A 15,632-nucleotide genomic window follows, 5' to 3' on the forward strand; every position below is an offset into this window, starting at 1 on the left:
CTGCGTTGTGAAGTTGCTGGGTAACGTAATATGCCTTAGTGGAGGCTTGAGCCGTATGCAGTGAAAGTTGCACGTACGGTTCTTAGGAGAGCGGCATCTGGTAACAGGTGTCGCTTATCCGACAAAACTGAGCTAGGAATTTTTTATAGCAACTTGTATACACTTTTTCAGCAAGCCTAAAATCTGCAAATCATCCTCATTTATCTAATGCAGGATTCGCAAAAAGATGGCATTTAGTACCAACTTTGCTGGCATTTGGTACTAAAGCCATTTTGGCCTCATTAAACGTCTATTTTAAATGTTTTTATCAGTACCTTTTACTTTTCACACCCTACAGCGTGTAAATCACCAATTATACGCTATAACAGGTAACCCCTAATTTACCTGTTGCAGCGTATAAAATCGGTGTTACACTCTAAAGCGTGTAAACTAAAAATGTCTACTTGAGGATAAATAGAGCGATGGGAACCAAAATTACTGATGCTAAGCAGTTAAGTGTTGAACTACGGAATATCCGTCGCTCAAAAAAGTTATCTCAAACCCAGATAAGTAAAAATGTTGGTATTCGACAAGATACCGTCTCTAAATTCGAACAATCCCCTGAATCGACTAAGCTAGAAACTTTTTTCAAACTACTAAGCGCCCTTGAGTTAGAAATTGAGGTGAAACCAAGAAATGCCAATAGCTCACATACTGCTGACTCTGCTTGGAGTGAGGAATGGTAATGGCAACACTGAATGTATATATGAATGGATTTTTAGTTGGCGAGTTTACCAAAAGCAATACAGGTGCTCATTCATTTAAATATCACAGCGACTGGTTAGAGCGTTCGGGAAGTAGACCTATCTCCTTATCTATGCCTCTAGCAAAAGAAGAATACAAAGGCGATGAAGTATACAACTTCTTTGACAACCTACTTCCCGACAATATCGAGATTAGAAACCGAATCGTAGCTCGTCATAATGCTTTATCTACACAACCTTTTGATCTATTAGCTAAGATTGGGCAGGACAGTGTTGGTGCATTGCAATTAGTGCCAAAAGAGCATCAAGCTTCTGACGTAAAGTCAATTGAATCAAAACCGCTTTCTAATGATGAATTGGTAAAGGTACTCAAAAGCTATCAATCCAAAATCCCATTAGGGATGGTGCCAGAAGAAGATGACTTTCGGATATCTATTGCTGGCGCCCAAGAAAAAACAGCATTACTAAATGTAGATGGGCAGTGGCATATCCCTCTAAAATCAACGCCAACGACACATATTATTAAACTCCCAATTGGAGAGATTCAAAGCCACTCCCATACCCTAGATATGTCTGACAGTGTTGAAAATGAATATCTGTGTATGTTAATTGCTAGGGAGTTCGGTTTAGCTGTACCTGACTGTTCGATATTAACGATTCAAGATACAAAAGCACTAGCCGTTGAACGCTTTGATAGAAAACTTTCAGCTGATTCAAGCTGGATAATGAGGCTACCACAAGAAGATTTTTGCCAAACGTTAAATATTGCATCTGCTAAAAAGTATGAAAGTCATGGTGGCCCTGGCATAAAAGAAATCATGAAAAAATTGATGGGTTCTAGAAATGCGGCTTCAGATCGATTCAACTTTATGAAGTCTCAAGTATTATTTTGGCTGTTAGCAGCCACTGATGGACACGCCAAAAATTTCTCATTATTTATTGAGTCTGATAGTCGATACCGATTAACTCCTTTCTACGACATCATGTCTATTTATCCTGTTCTTGGTGGCAAAGGGCTCAATATTCGCGACGCAAAATTAGCGATGGGACTAAAGGCAACGAAAGGAAAACAATACAAGCTCAATCAAATCCAAATTCGACATTTTTTCCGAACTGCAAAAGATGTAGGTTTTAGCATTGATGAAATGCATCAGTTACTCGTTGAAATCACAGAGTCTGTTGATGATGTAGTACAGAGAGTACGTAAGGCTTTGCCTGAAAACTTCCCAGAACATATTTCAAAATCAATCTTGAATGGGTTACAACATCAAAGTAAAAAACTAAACCTAGACTCAATTTCAACGTGCTTAGAAGAATTTAAGACTTAATATATGGTGGGTAAAACGGTGGGTATATCGGTTAAACGACATTAAAACCAACTATTAACATGTTGAAATAATACAGTTGTAAGACTTTATCCAACAAACAGATCCCGAACGTAGAGTAATTATCAACTACACCAAAGCCGCGATTAGCGGCTTTGGGTCATTAAATACAATTTCTTATTATATCTAGCACGCTGTTTTGGATCGTGTGTCCACTCAAGCACACTGTTCATAACTTTTCTGGCCGCTATCTTTTTATTCTGTTTTAAGTAAATTCGATACAAGCCTAGATAAGCGTCTTGTACATAAGGGGCTTTTTCGATGACTTTTTTAAAAAAACGGATAGCGTGCTGATCATTGCCCTGCTGTTGAGCATAATAAGCTTGCTCTAACCATGCATATGGATTGGGATCGTCTAGTTGAGTCAGTATTTTTTCATAGTCATTAACTTCATCATATCTCCCTTGTTCAACAAGTAACCCCATATAATTGGATAATACCCTTAGATTATCTTTATCCATTTCGAGCGCTATTAAATAAATTCGCTCTGCAGTTTGATGATCCCCTTTTCGATTATGCAATAGCGCCAGTAAATTAAGAGTTTCACTATACCTAGGGGCTTGCTGATAGGCTTTCATCGCATAAGCAAAAGCGTCGTCCACTCTATTATCAATAAGCGCATTACCAGCTAAGTTATTGTAGTATTTAGCAATAAACTCTTCTTGGCTTACCAAGCGCCCTGCATAATTGGTAACACTTGGAAAATAGTCGATAATCGAACTTGATCTCATCCACTTAAATTTCGGCGGAACTTCTCCCTCTTTGATTGGCGCATAGAGTCGGCTTTGAACATGGGTAGAAGAGGCAACCACACCGTTTTGTTTTTCAAATATTGGTGGTGTATTAACCTCAATATAATCCATCTCGATATTGACGAGCTTTGCCAAAGCCGTGGTCAACACTGCTAAACTCATGCAATTACCTTTATTTAAAGTTAATGCGGTTGAAGCATTGTAAGTTTCACCATAAAAAGTGAAATTGCTGAGCTTTTTTTCTAGGTATTCAGAAATGACTCTATCTGGACGGGTTCCCTCATTTAAAGCATGATGATAATAATCTAAAAAATCTTGCTGTTGAACGTGGGTTAAGGCTAAAACATCATGAAATGGGGGCAATGACTTACTAGGTTTAAATAAGCTGGAATTGAGCGTTATGGTAACTGGTGAGTCACCATCTGCACTCACATTTAGCGCAGGCTTAGGAGTATTGCTACAACCACTTGCGTATAACACAATAAGCACCATTAACAATGAGCCAATCATTCTTCCAAACATAGTAAGCTCCTCAATCCATTTGTTTCTAGGTTTAAGTTAGCACAATTAAAAAACATCTCTCTAGTTTGAATATTAACTGAACACCTTAAACTCTCTTTCCTATCTTCTGCGAGTCAGTAATAACATAAGGATCTTGTTACTTTTTTAATTCATTGATATGTCGCTAGAGCAGGTTACCATCAATGCTAATGATTCGGGCACGCCACCGATTGATACTCTTCAACAAGAGTTAGTCGAAGCTGTTCATCAACAAAACTTTAATGCGGTAAACTCGCTTTTTCTTATCCACCAAACCCTCACTGCAGATGTTATTTTCAATGATGAACCACTCATTTTTATCGCAGTAAAAGCTACTAAAATGCGGGTAGTAGAACTGCTGTTCAATCGATGTAACAACTTCAAATCAACAGACAAACAAAACAAAAACGTTTTGCATCATCTATTTAAAAATCCGAATTTTTATTCTGAAAATAATACCGACTTGCTCACTCTGGCTCTCGATAAAGGAGCTGATTTATTCCACGCCGATGACAATGACACCATTCCACTCACATCTATTTTGCATAGTCGTTGTGACCAACATCCAGACTTACGCAGAGCTGTTGTCCCTTATATCACTCCAATGCTGCTTGATAATGCACGTGAACAACACGAACCGTTATTAATTCACCTTGTTCTGAATGTTTCAGATTTTTCGGAAAAAGCCTACATTTGGCTGATTGATCAAGGTATCAACCCCGACGCTTATAGCCTTGAATTTGAAAGCATCACTGACATTTTAGGTCGAGAGCAAGATCAAGCATTTGCACAGATGATTTTGCAACTGTTTGAACATCAAAAACAGCATCCTAAATATCTTGATGAATATGAATGGATAGATGATTCTACAGAGACCACGCTTAATAAAAGCAAAATTACTCAATCGGCCACTTCGCTCAACCCATATGCTACAAGCCAAATTTATCTCGCGCCAACTAAATATACTCCTTATGAGGATGATCCCGAAAAAGAGCAAAAAATGCGTGAAGACGCCGATCCTAAGCAGTGGGATAAAATTTTTACACATCGCCCTTCTATTGACGATACACCATCTTTCTCACGCCCACTCTCTCGGCGTTATTCTCGTAGTACTGGTGATCTTCGGTTGAGCGGCAAAAAAGAGCATTCCATCTCTACTCCTGTGTTGACTCGTAAACCAAAGCTGAAAGCTAAAGATAAGCCACGTGTTAGCAAAGAGGTTCTAATGGTTCGGGCGCGGTTTACTGAGCTGATTAAAAAGCTAAGGCCACATCCACTTGAAGAAGATGAACTTGGATTACTGATAAATCGCGCCCCTATTGCTCAATCATATGTTCCTGGTGCAAACCTAGATACCAAACAGGTGCAATATATCCCTGTTCGATATAAGCCCAACAGCCGAAATACAAAAGTAACCAATAAACCCAAAGAAGAAGATCGACAACACAGACAAGAGTTTTTATTAAAAACGTCTGTATATCGGCGAGCCAGTATTTTAAAGCATCAAATCCGAAGAGCCTCCGTACTCAGCCTGTCTCCTCCTTCTCCAGACACACCTTTAAGCGAAAGTAGTGTCGATAGAAGAAGCAGTATTTTTTCATATTCTGGAGATTCAGTTGACCCTGTAAATCCTTTAATCATGCAACCTTTACTAACGAGAACTCTTTCGCTTGTAGATATTCAAGCAGAAGCTGTTTCTCCATTAGGAAAAACATTAGATAAAATCCATCAACTTGAAGACCATTTCAATGTTCTTGTTCCAGTTTTCAGACATACTTCTTATAAAAGACTCCACGAACCTTCTAAAGATGCCAGTTCAACACTAGAAATGATCCGCACCGCCGCTCAAGACTTAAAAGGAAGAGAGTATGTGAGTGGCCAATACAGTGACATAGTCAATAATCTCTCCATTCGATTTGAACAATATGACTTTGAACTGTGCGCAGGAGAACAAGCTGCGATTGCCTTTCACTCCTTAGAGTTAGTTGGGGAGATCCTCGCCTTTCGTGAAGCTTGGCGAGATATGATAAAACATGACGATGTTGCAGATTTTTTAAGAGCAAGCACCAATTCACTTGCTGCGGTAGCTGGCATAACTTCGATCGTAACTGAAGTGGCAGCTCACTTTACTAATGAACATGACTTTCATATTCTCGACATTGTTTCAAAATGCGCCACCAGCTTTAGTAATATTCAGACAGCACTCAGCCAACTATTTGAAATCCTTAAAAGACTAAAAGAATCTAACCTGATCGAAGATATTGAACATCGTAAATTCGACAGCGAATCAGTACCCTCTTATTTATCCAAAGGAGTTGCTTTTGCAAAAACGATGACTTTTAGTGCAAAAGCGTTAGCATCAGCAGCAAACAAAATCTTAGAAATAACGAAGCAAGCATCATCACTTTCTACCGCTATTCCAATTGTTGGGATTGTCGTTTCGGTAATGGATATTACTACACGAATTCTGGCCACAGGCCAACACATTCGTTGCTGTTGTGAAATGGCAGAAATCAAAGCTTGTCTCAAAATGGATTTTCCCGACTCTGAAGCCCTCAGCCAAGTCATTGATGAAAGGGGGAGAACGAATAGTGTTCAATTAAAATGGTTAGCGTTTAAAGCCAACCCAGAACATGACGACGTCATGCCTAGTGATGTGTTTAATGCGAAACGTTATTACCAAGTACGAGGTCTAAAACGCATCAATCAAAAAAGAGTTACTAGAGAGGTAATTGCTATTGCTGTTAATGTATTGCAAATCAGTAGTGATATTTTAAAACTGACAGGAGTGGCAAGTGAGGTTGGTCTAGGATTATCAGCAACCACAGCAACCTTAAAAACAGTGCAACTCACCACCAGAGCAGGTAAGCAACAGGTTCATAACTTACTTAAAGATGATAAGTCTCAACAAAGTAAACATGAAGCCCGTTGCTACCAAATTCAGGTATTTATCGAGCTAATCGAAGCGGTTGCTATTGGTTGTGACAAAAAACTAACAGAAGATGAGCTTTATCGCGCTCAACTCAATGAATTAAAACTATTATTTAAAGCCGCAGGCATGCGGCTTGATAAATTTCTAGATCCCAATCGAGAATTAAAAGATCGAATCCACGATCTTTATAAAGCCATTAAACAACGTGAAGGGTTGTCCTTCTAGCATCTATGAATTCATCGAAATAAGCTGACCTGCTTTAACGACTTGCAAACAAGGGTTCACGCCATAACTGTAACTTAGCTCAGCAGGGCTTTGAATATCCCACAAACAAAAATCCGCTTGTTTTCCTACTTCGATAGAACCCACTTTATCGTCAATACCTAATGCTTTCGCGGCATTGGTAGTTGTGCCTTTTAACGCTTCTTCTGGGGTCAGTTTAAATAAGGTGCACGCCATATTTAACATAAGAAGTGTTGAGCATAGTGGGGATGAACCGGGGTTAAAATCACTGGCTACTACCATAGGAACGTTATGTTTTCTTAATAGTTCGATTGGTGGTAATTGAGTCTCACGTAAAAAATAAAAGGCACCCGGCAGTACTGTCGCACAAGTGCCACTTTCGGCAATTGCTTTTACGCCAGACTCATCAAGGTATTCAATATGATCAACCGATAACGCCCCCAACTTCGCCGCCAGCTCAGAGCCACCTTGATTCGTCAGTTGTTCAGAATGAAGTTTGATCTTCAAACCATGCTGTTTGGCTGCTGTCAGCACTTTTTCGGTTTGCTCTAAATTAAATGCAATGGACTCACAAAACACGTCAACGGCATCTGCTAATTCTTGCTTGGCAACTTGTGGCAGCATGTCGTTGATAATGTAATCAACATACTCATCAGCACCATTTTCCTTATTTTTATACTCAGGTGGAATGGCGTGCGCGCCTAAAAACGTGGTCTGCACATCCACATGATGATGCTTACCGAGTTCTCGTGCTACCTTTAGCATTTTGGTTTCAGTATCTAAATCGAGTCCATAACCAGATTTAATTTCAACTGTGGTCACCCCTTCTTTAGCTAAGGCATTTAAGCGCTTACGACCAAGTTCGAACAACTCAGCTTCACTCGCCTGACGGGTGGCATTCACGGTTGAAATAATACCGCCACCTTGACGAGCAATTTCTTCATAACTCACACCGTTAAGGCGCTGTTCAAACTCATTCGCTCGACTACCCGCAAACACTAAGTGAGTATGGGCGTCAATCAAACTGGGAGTGATCCATTTGCCATGACCTTTATAAATCGGTGTGTCTAGGGCATCGAATTCCGGTAGTTCATCTTGTTTGCCTACCCAAGCAATCTTGCCATCTTTCACAGCTATCGCAGCTTGATGAATGGCACCATAAGGCTGCTCGTTATCAGCATTCATGGTAGCAATATTGACGTCTATCCAAAGTTGATCCCACTGCGGCATGACAAATCTCCCATTTTTATTGATTTTATGACTTGTATTTACTTGTATATACAAGCTAGTATTTTATACAAATCGAGCAAAATTGTAACTGTAATTGAAGTGGAAGCCCAATGGCACGAGCGAAGTTTTCAGAAATCAAACAGCACATACTTAATGCAATTGAAGATGGCAGTTGGGCTAGTGGCAGTAAATTACCATCAGAGAATCAGCTGGCTGAGGAATTTTGCTGTAGCCGAATGACCGCAAGACGAGCAGTCACAGAGCTTACAGAACAAGGCGTACTTGAACGCAGCCAAGGGCTCGGCACTTTTGTTGCTGGCGTCAATGCACAATCTTCGATGTTAGTGATCCGCAACATTGCGGATGAAATTCGTGAACGAGGCCATGAGTACTCTGTTCGGCAAATTGTACTGCGTAAAGAACCTGCATTACCCGAGGTCGCTGCTGCTTTAGAAATTGAAACAGGCAGCGAGGTCTACTACTCGATGTTGATCCACTTTGAACAGCAGAAGCCGCTGCAATTGGAATATCGATACATCAACCCGAAAATTGCACCCAATTATCTACAACAAGATTTTTTAACCATCACACCCCACGAGTATTTATCTCAAGCCGCACCACTGACAGAAGCACACCACAAGGTTCAAGCCATCATTGCGAATGACGTTCAAAAACAGCAACTAAAACTTGAAGACCAAACCGCGTGCTTACAAATTTTACGTCGAACGTGGTCCAGAAAGGGAGTAGTGAGTTTTGCCCGCTTGGTTCATCCAGGCAATCGCTTCCACCTCGGTGGACATTTAACATTTTAGTTTTAAGAAGAGGATGAATCATGCACACGACAACAGAAACGTACGTCCATGTACTAACGACCGTGACATCCTGTCACGGACGGTTGTCTTACCGCATGATTCACCCTCTAGCAGTATCTCAAAAACCCTGTTTTCAAATAAAAACATAACAATAACTAGAGGTAGACATCATGAATAAACGACACGATCCAACCCGAGTCATCAAAGCGCCACACGGGACAAAACTTAGCTGTAAAAGCTGGTTGACCGAAGCGCCAATGCGCATGTTAATGAACAACCTACACCCTGATGTAGCTGAGCGCCCAGAAGATTTAGTGGTTTACGGCGGTATTGGTCGTGCAGCTCGAGACTGGGAATGCTACGACAAGATCGTTGAAACCCTACAACGTCTTGAAGACGACCAAACGCTGTTAGTGCAATCAGGTAAACCTGTCGGCGTATTCCAAACTCACAAAGATGCACCTCGCGTATTGATCGCTAACTCTAACCTAGTCCCACATTGGGCGAACTGGGAGCACTTTAACGAGCTAGATAAAAAAGGCCTTGCCATGTACGGTCAAATGACCGCAGGTTCTTGGATCTACATTGGTACTCAAGGCATCGTTCAAGGCACTTATGAAACCTTTGTTGCCGTTGCGAAAAAACACTTTGACGGAAAAGCGCAAGGTCGTTGGATCTTAACCGGTGGTCTTGGTGGTATGGGTGGCGCTCAGCCTCTAGCCGGGACTATGGCAAGTTTCTCTGTTATCGCTTGTGAAGTAGACGAAACTCGCATCGATTTTCGTTTACGTACTCGCTATGTAGATAAAAAAGCCAAAACCTTAGATGAAGCGCTTGAAATGGTGAAGCAAGCTGATGCTGAAGGCAAGCCCGTATCTGTGGGCCTTCTGGCTAATGCCGCTGATGTATTTGCAGAACTGGTTGAGCGCAATATTACCCCTGATGTAGTGACCGACCAAACTTCTGCCCACGACCCATTAAACGGTTATTTACCCCAAGGCTGGACATTAGAAGATGCGGCTGATATGCGTCTAAAAGACGAAGCCGCAGTTGTAAAAGCAGCGAAAGAATCAATGGCTGTGCAAGTTAAAGCGATGCTAGAGCTGCAAAATCGCGGTGCAGCTACGCTAGATTACGGTAACAACATTCGTCAAATGGCATTAGAAGTAGGCGTTGAAAATGCCTTTGACTTCCCAGGTTTTGTTCCTGCTTACATTCGTCCATTGTTCTGTGAAGGTGTTGGACCATTCCGCTGGGCAGCACTGTCTGGCGACCCAGAAGATATCTACAAAACCGATGCCAAAGTCAAAGAATTGATCCCTGACGATCCACATTTGCACAACTGGCTGGATATGGCAAAAGAACGTATTGCGTTCCAAGGTCTGCCAGCACGTATTTGTTGGGTGGGTTTGAAAGATCGTGCTCGACTAGCCCTTGCCTTTAACGAAATGGTGAAAAACGGTGAATTATCTGCACCAGTGGTCATTGGTCGTGATCACTTAGATTCTGGCTCAGTGGCTAGCCCTAATCGTGAAACCGAATCTATGATGGATGGCTCGGACGCGGTATCGGATTGGCCACTATTGAATGCGCTACTTAACACTGCAAGCGGTGCGACTTGGGTTTCACTGCATCATGGTGGCGGTGTAGGCATGGGCTTTAGCCAACACTCAGGGGTTGTGATTGTGTGTGATGGAACCGATGATGCCGCTAAGCGCGTGGGTAGAGTATTGTGGAATGACCCAGCAACAGGCGTAATGCGTCATTCGGATGCCGGTTACGACATTGCGAAAAACTGCGCTAAAGAGCAAGGCCTTGACTTGCCAATGAACAAGTAAGGGAGACGGTTATAATGGAAAAGTTAGTATTAAAGCCAGGTAAATTGTCTCTTAAAACATTGCGCCACATCAGCCGTCACCCTGTTGAAATTGAACTATCACAAACCGCCGTTGATGCCATTGCCACCAGCGCCGATACGGTTCAGCAAGTACTTGATGAAGGTCGCACTGTTTACGGCATCAACACTGGTTTTGGTTTGCTTGCCAACACCAAAATTGCCGCTGAAGATTTAGAACTGCTGCAACGCTCAATCGTACTCTCTCATGCAGCGGGTACGGGTAAACTAATGAGCGATGCCACCGTTCGTTTAATGATGCTTCTTAAAGTGAACTCATTAAGCCGTGGCTTTTCAGGCATTCGTTTATGTGTGATTGAATATTTGATTGCCATGCTCAACGCTGAGGTGTATCCATGTGTACCCGAAAAAGGCTCTGTGGGTGCATCAGGTGACTTAGCACCACTATCGCATATGTGTCTGCCGATTATTGGCGAAGGTGAAGTGCGCTATCAAGGCGAAGTCATGCCAGCCAAAGACGGTTTAGCCAAAGCGGGTATCGAACCAATCACGCTTGCAGCAAAAGAAGGTTTGGCATTGCTTAATGGTACTCAAGCCTCTACTGCGTTAGCACTTGAAGGCTTGTTCCATGCAGAAGATTTGTTTGCTCAAGGCTCTGTCATTGGTGCCATGAGTGTTGAAGCGGCCATGGGCAGTCGCAGTCCATTTGATCCACGAATCCACGAAGTGCGTGGTCAAAAAGGACAAATTGATTCTGCCGCCATCTTCCGTGCTTTACTGACTGAAACCTCTGAAATTTGTGAAGATCACTTAAACTGTGAAAAGGTACAAGATCCGTACTCGTTACGTTGCCAACCACAGGTGTTAGGTGCGTGTTTAACTCAAATTCGTCAGGCGGCTGAAGTGTTAGAAACTGAAGCCAATGGCGTAACGGATAACCCACTGGTGTTCTTTGATAATGGCGACATTATCTCAGGTGGAAACTTCCACGCTGAGCCTGTGGCGATGGCAGCGGATAATCTAGCGATTGCGATTGCTGAAATGGGCTCTTTGTCTGAGCGTCGTATTGCACTACTGATTGATTCAAACCTTTCTAAACTGCCACCTTTCCTTGTGGAAAATGGCGGTGTGAATTCAGGTTTTATGATTGCTCAGGTAACGGCTGCGGCATTAGCCTCTGAAAACAAAACCTTTGCTCACCCAGGTTCGGTAGATAGCTTGCCAACCTCAGCCAACCAAGAAGATCATGTCTCAATGGCAACCTTTGCCGCGCGTCGTTTGCGTGATATGTCGGAAAACACCCGTGGCATTTTGGCGGTGGAATGGTTAGCGGCAGCACAAGGCTTGGATTTCCGTAAACCACTGCAGCCAAGTGCCCCAGTGGCTGAAGCGAAAGCGGTCTTGCGTAACAAAGTCGCTTACTACGATAAAGACCGTTACTTCGGCCCTGATATCGAAAATGCCACAGCTCTACTTGAGCAAGCGGCATTAAATTTTGAGGCTGCAACTAAGAAATTGTGTAGTTTCTAAATTTGCAGTGTCGTGGATTAAGCCAGTTCTGATGCTGGCTTTTTAACGCTTTTTAGCTTTCAACTTTATCAGTAGCTTTCGCTAGTTGCTGGGTAAAATATTCATCTACACAAAACTCACCAGCCCACTCTACCCGCTTTTCAGTATCTTTTGATGCGGACTTTTTAAAGCCATCTGATTGAGCTTTTATATGGCTTCTCATATCCTTACTGTCATCATCTGTCATGGACAGCGGCTGATTAATGATTTCAATCCCATCAAAGCTCATCACCACTTTTCCCTCATTTGGATGATCTTTAGGGTCGATAAATGTAAACGCAAATTTTGGCTTAAGTAGAGCAATTGAAGTCGCCATCAGGTGAACAAAACATTTTGCTCTAAGATCTAACGCTAACTCCTCTGCAAAAAGCCCTTCCACAAGTAGATTCGAATGCTCTTGATTCATATTTTCTACGTGAAATGAAGCCACTTCATTTTTTATTCCCGACAATGCTTTTACTCGATCTTCATCTTCTTGTTGCTTCCCAGCTGCCAAAGCTACTTGCGCCTTGTTGTGTTCATGGAGACGAGCTTGCACTTGGTCTTTCAAGGTTTCAAGCTTGCCAACCATCGTAACATCACGCTCAATAGCCTCTGGATGCTCTTGCTCAAATGTCTGAAATTGCATCTCACATACTCTTTCAAGCCCCTCTATATTGGCTTCCTCTAATAAATATTGAGTCATAAGTACAAATGCTCTCTCCATGGCTTGATCTTGAGCTGTATCAATATCCTGTAGGCATTGAATTTTTTGAGCTACCAGTTGATTCTCAACTACAGCCAATTGAACTGGCAACTGCTGACTTTCTTCAAGAGCTACCTCATACTGCAGCTTGAACTCAGCAAGCTGTTGAGTAACTTTATTTTCCAGCTCTTCCAATTTCTTAGTCGCCATCTTTTCACTAATGATTGACAGCTCCTCTTGTGCAGCTTGTTTAAGCTCTTGGAATCGCTTGCACCTATCTTCAGCCATGTTTTTAGCCGTTCGATAATTTGTATTAAGCTGGCCTGTAGCTTGCAAACAATGTTTATATCTATCGGAGAAATCGTTTAACAAACCTTCATGTTGCGCAACAAGTTGTTCGCCTTTTAATTCTCGAAGCGTTGCTCCTAAGATACGCATGTCGGCCTGAGCAGCAGTATAGTCAGTATCATATTCATCACTACTATCAGTAACGCCCTTAGATAGAACGGCAAACTGTTCTTTTAACTCTTCATTAGAATCAAGTACCGGTTGATGCGATTCACTAAAGGCCTTGAGTAATGCATCTCCCTCTGAAGCCAACTTATGCTGAGGAGTCTGAGCAATCTGCGTATCAAGTAGTGTATATGTCTCTTTAGCCGCTTTAAGCGCTTGTTGTGCATGTTCAATCTTGGTTGTTGTCTCAGCTTTTAGCTTCTCGAACTGCGCTTGAAGCTCAGAACCATCGACCAAAACACTACCATGCTCATTAGCAAAGGTATCAAGAAGTGTGCTTGCTGAGTCTATGTATTGTTGTTGGTTTAACCTTTGTAAATCCATGGTCAGCGTTCGTAAGCCACCTAGCGCAATCAAACGGTTAGTTTCAAACTCACTACAACTCGCTTCTATTTTTTGCTCCAACGTCTCTAACTTGGTTTTGAGAACAGTGAACTTATCAAGCATTTCTTGGTAGCTTTGCTTGAACTCGCTAAATTTGGCTTTACTCACATTTGCAAGCTCATGTAACTTCGTAACCAGTAACTGCTCTTCTAACACTGTCAGTTCTGATTCAGCTTGAGCTAGCAACTGTTGAGTTTGCAAGTTTCTGCTTGTCACTTGCGCCTTTAGATCTGCATACTTTTCATATACCTCTGAGCCATTCTCCAAAGCGACTTTGTGATCTTCAGAAAATTGTTCAAATAGTGCTTCAGCCTCATCCAGCGTTTGCTGTGACGACATTTGTTCAAGTTCAACACTTAACTTTTGGAATGCATTTTGTGCACTAACTCTTGCTGTTGAATACTGAACCGCTAACTCAGTATCCGATTTTAAGTTTGCTAACTTTTGTTTTAAACCCGCTCCGCAAGCTGAATCTAAATATGTTTTGAAACTCTCTTCAAAATAACCAATTGCTGCCATGCTGTGTCCTATATATTCTTGGTCCTGCATGCCATTTATCGTCTTTTGTAACTGACTAAACTGTTGAGTAACAAATGTCATGTAATGTTGATGCTGAACACGATTCACTTTGGTTGCTAATTGTTGGCACTGCTGGTGAGCGTAAGCGTCATTCTCAGAACTTTTAAGATTAAAATATCTCGTCGTATTACCAACTTTAAGCGTCACTGTAACAGATGAATCTTCACGATTACGAAATGAAACGAAAAAGGGGGTAGCACCGTTTGCAGTAGGTTGTGACATCTCGACAAGCTGCCCCATGACTGCAGTTGCATGAGTTACATCTCTTGTACTCTTAACCTCTTGAACTTGTTTAATAAAGTCGTCTAGCCCTTGATTTTTTACCTGACTGTTAGCTGCCAGCATCACACCATCAGCAATCTGCTCAGCTGATACATCGTCTGGCGGTACTGGCATATAACCTAGATCTACCCTACCTAATTTAATATTGAGCCATTTCGAATCAGCTAAACCATATTGAGCGAGTCCATCATGCGCCGTTCCATGAGGAAACAACTGAAAATGACTCTTAGCCTGATGAGGTAAAGCATCAAACAAGGAAATAAAGGCTTGTAAACGGTTAGAGGCCAGGGCGGAGGGATTAATCAATGTGTAAAAATGATAATTAACTTGTTCACGAGTCAATGAGCTGGACGTCTGTTGGTCATGCATCAACGAATAGAGTTGGTCTCTATCCAAGAAATACTGTACTGTTTTGTGATCATCATAAACCGCTTTACATTCAGCTTCATGTTTAAAATCACACAATGTACTATTGGATTCAGCCTCTTGGACATAAAGGCAAAGTGACCAAGTCTCATGCCCTTGAGAAAAATAAACCTTCAACTTTTCTCTATGTTCTATAGCCAAATTTTCTCTTAATTCAATAAAAGCATTTAAGCGTTCTGATGGTAGTAAGCCATTATTGGCAATAGTGTTTAAGTGCTCCAGCATTTGAGGAGTCGATAATGCAGCATCTGGCGAGCGCCATTTCTCAGTCAGCTTTTCCCGAACGGCCTTTTGATTAATTAGTGCTTGCTGGAAATCCTTAGTCATTCCCTCAATATTACCTGACGTGAGAGACTGTGCTTCCAAATCTAATTCTTGTTGATAGTGATGAATTGGAGAACGAGTACTTGCTAGCTGGGTGTCACTTGCCATTCGGGAACTCCTACTAACACATTTGCTACAAAGTTGAATGTGAAAAGAGAATAAAGTGAGACTGTTATAACTGATCTTATGCTGACGATGTATAACTATTAACCAAGCTTAACAATGTGTTCACTTATATTAGATTTTTTTAAAAAATCGAGTAGGAGGGAGCCTCACGGCTCCCGTCCTCTCACACCACCGTACAAGCGATGTCGCATACGGCGGTTCCAATTATACTGCTAACTTCTTGTACCCTTCTAACAACGAGTACAGTCCCAT

General features: G+C 41.8%; 9 protein-coding genes. 6 read left to right on the forward strand and 3 right to left on the reverse strand.

The window, feature by feature from the left end:
• Window positions 1-461: 461 nt before the first annotated feature.
• A complete protein-coding gene (locus D5018_RS18100) occupies window positions 462-725 on the forward strand; it encodes a helix-turn-helix domain-containing protein (RefSeq protein ID WP_121840399.1) in 264 nt (87 codons plus the stop codon).
• Window positions 725-2,071 carry a type II toxin-antitoxin system HipA family toxin gene (locus D5018_RS18105; protein WP_121840407.1) on the forward strand — a complete coding sequence of 449 codons (1,347 nt, stop codon included), beginning with the start codon at window positions 725-727 and terminating at the stop codon, window positions 2,069-2,071. Before D5018_RS18100 ends, D5018_RS18105 begins: the two co-directional genes overlap by 1 nt.
• Before the next feature lie 143 nt (window positions 2,072-2,214).
• On the opposite strand, the gene D5018_RS18110 is transcribed toward D5018_RS18105, so the two are convergent.
• Window positions 2,215-3,402 (reverse strand): tetratricopeptide repeat protein, encoded by a 1,188-nt coding sequence (locus tag D5018_RS18110; protein WP_121840400.1) that lies wholly within the window; start codon window positions 3,400-3,402, stop codon window positions 2,215-2,217.
• A gap of 157 nt (window positions 3,403-3,559) precedes the next feature.
• Here D5018_RS18110 and D5018_RS18115 point away from each other — a divergent pair, with 157 nt between their 5' ends.
• Window positions 3,560-6,577 carry an ankyrin repeat domain-containing protein gene (locus tag D5018_RS18115; protein WP_121840401.1) on the forward strand — a complete coding sequence of 1,006 codons (3,018 nt, stop codon included), beginning with the start codon at window positions 3,560-3,562 and terminating at the stop codon, window positions 6,575-6,577.
• A 3-nt stretch (window positions 6,578-6,580) separates the two neighbouring features.
• On the opposite strand, the gene hutI is transcribed toward D5018_RS18115, so the two are convergent.
• Window positions 6,581-7,825, reverse strand: coding sequence for an imidazolonepropionase (gene hutI / locus D5018_RS18120; protein ID WP_121840402.1), 1,245 nt, complete (start codon window positions 7,823-7,825; stop codon window positions 6,581-6,583).
• Window positions 7,826-7,935: 110 nt separating this feature from the next.
• On the opposite strand from hutI, the gene hutC reads away from it, so the two are divergent.
• From hutC to hutH, 3 genes are all read left to right on the forward strand, one after another.
• A complete protein-coding gene (hutC, locus tag D5018_RS18125; RefSeq protein ID WP_121840403.1) occupies window positions 7,936-8,637 on the forward strand; it encodes a histidine utilization repressor in 702 nt (233 codons plus the stop codon).
• Window positions 8,638-8,807: 170 nt separating this feature from the next.
• Window positions 8,808-10,475, forward strand: coding sequence for a urocanate hydratase (gene hutU, locus D5018_RS18130; RefSeq protein WP_121840404.1), 1,668 nt, complete (start codon window positions 8,808-8,810; stop codon window positions 10,473-10,475).
• A gap of 14 nt (window positions 10,476-10,489) precedes the next feature.
• Window positions 10,490-12,022 (forward strand): histidine ammonia-lyase, encoded by a 1,533-nt coding sequence (gene hutH, locus D5018_RS18135; protein ID WP_121840405.1) that lies wholly within the window; start codon window positions 10,490-10,492, stop codon window positions 12,020-12,022.
• 52 nt (window positions 12,023-12,074) lie between these two features.
• Here the strand turns inward: hutH and D5018_RS18140 are convergent, their stop codons facing one another.
• Window positions 12,075-15,362, reverse strand: coding sequence for a coiled-coil domain-containing protein (locus D5018_RS18140; protein ID WP_121840406.1), 3,288 nt, complete (start codon window positions 15,360-15,362; stop codon window positions 12,075-12,077).
• Window positions 15,363-15,632: the final 270 nt, after the last annotated feature.

The organism is Parashewanella curva (genome assembly GCF_003675895.1).
GTDB classification, from domain to species: domain Bacteria; phylum Pseudomonadota; class Gammaproteobacteria; order Enterobacterales; family Shewanellaceae; genus Parashewanella; species Parashewanella curva.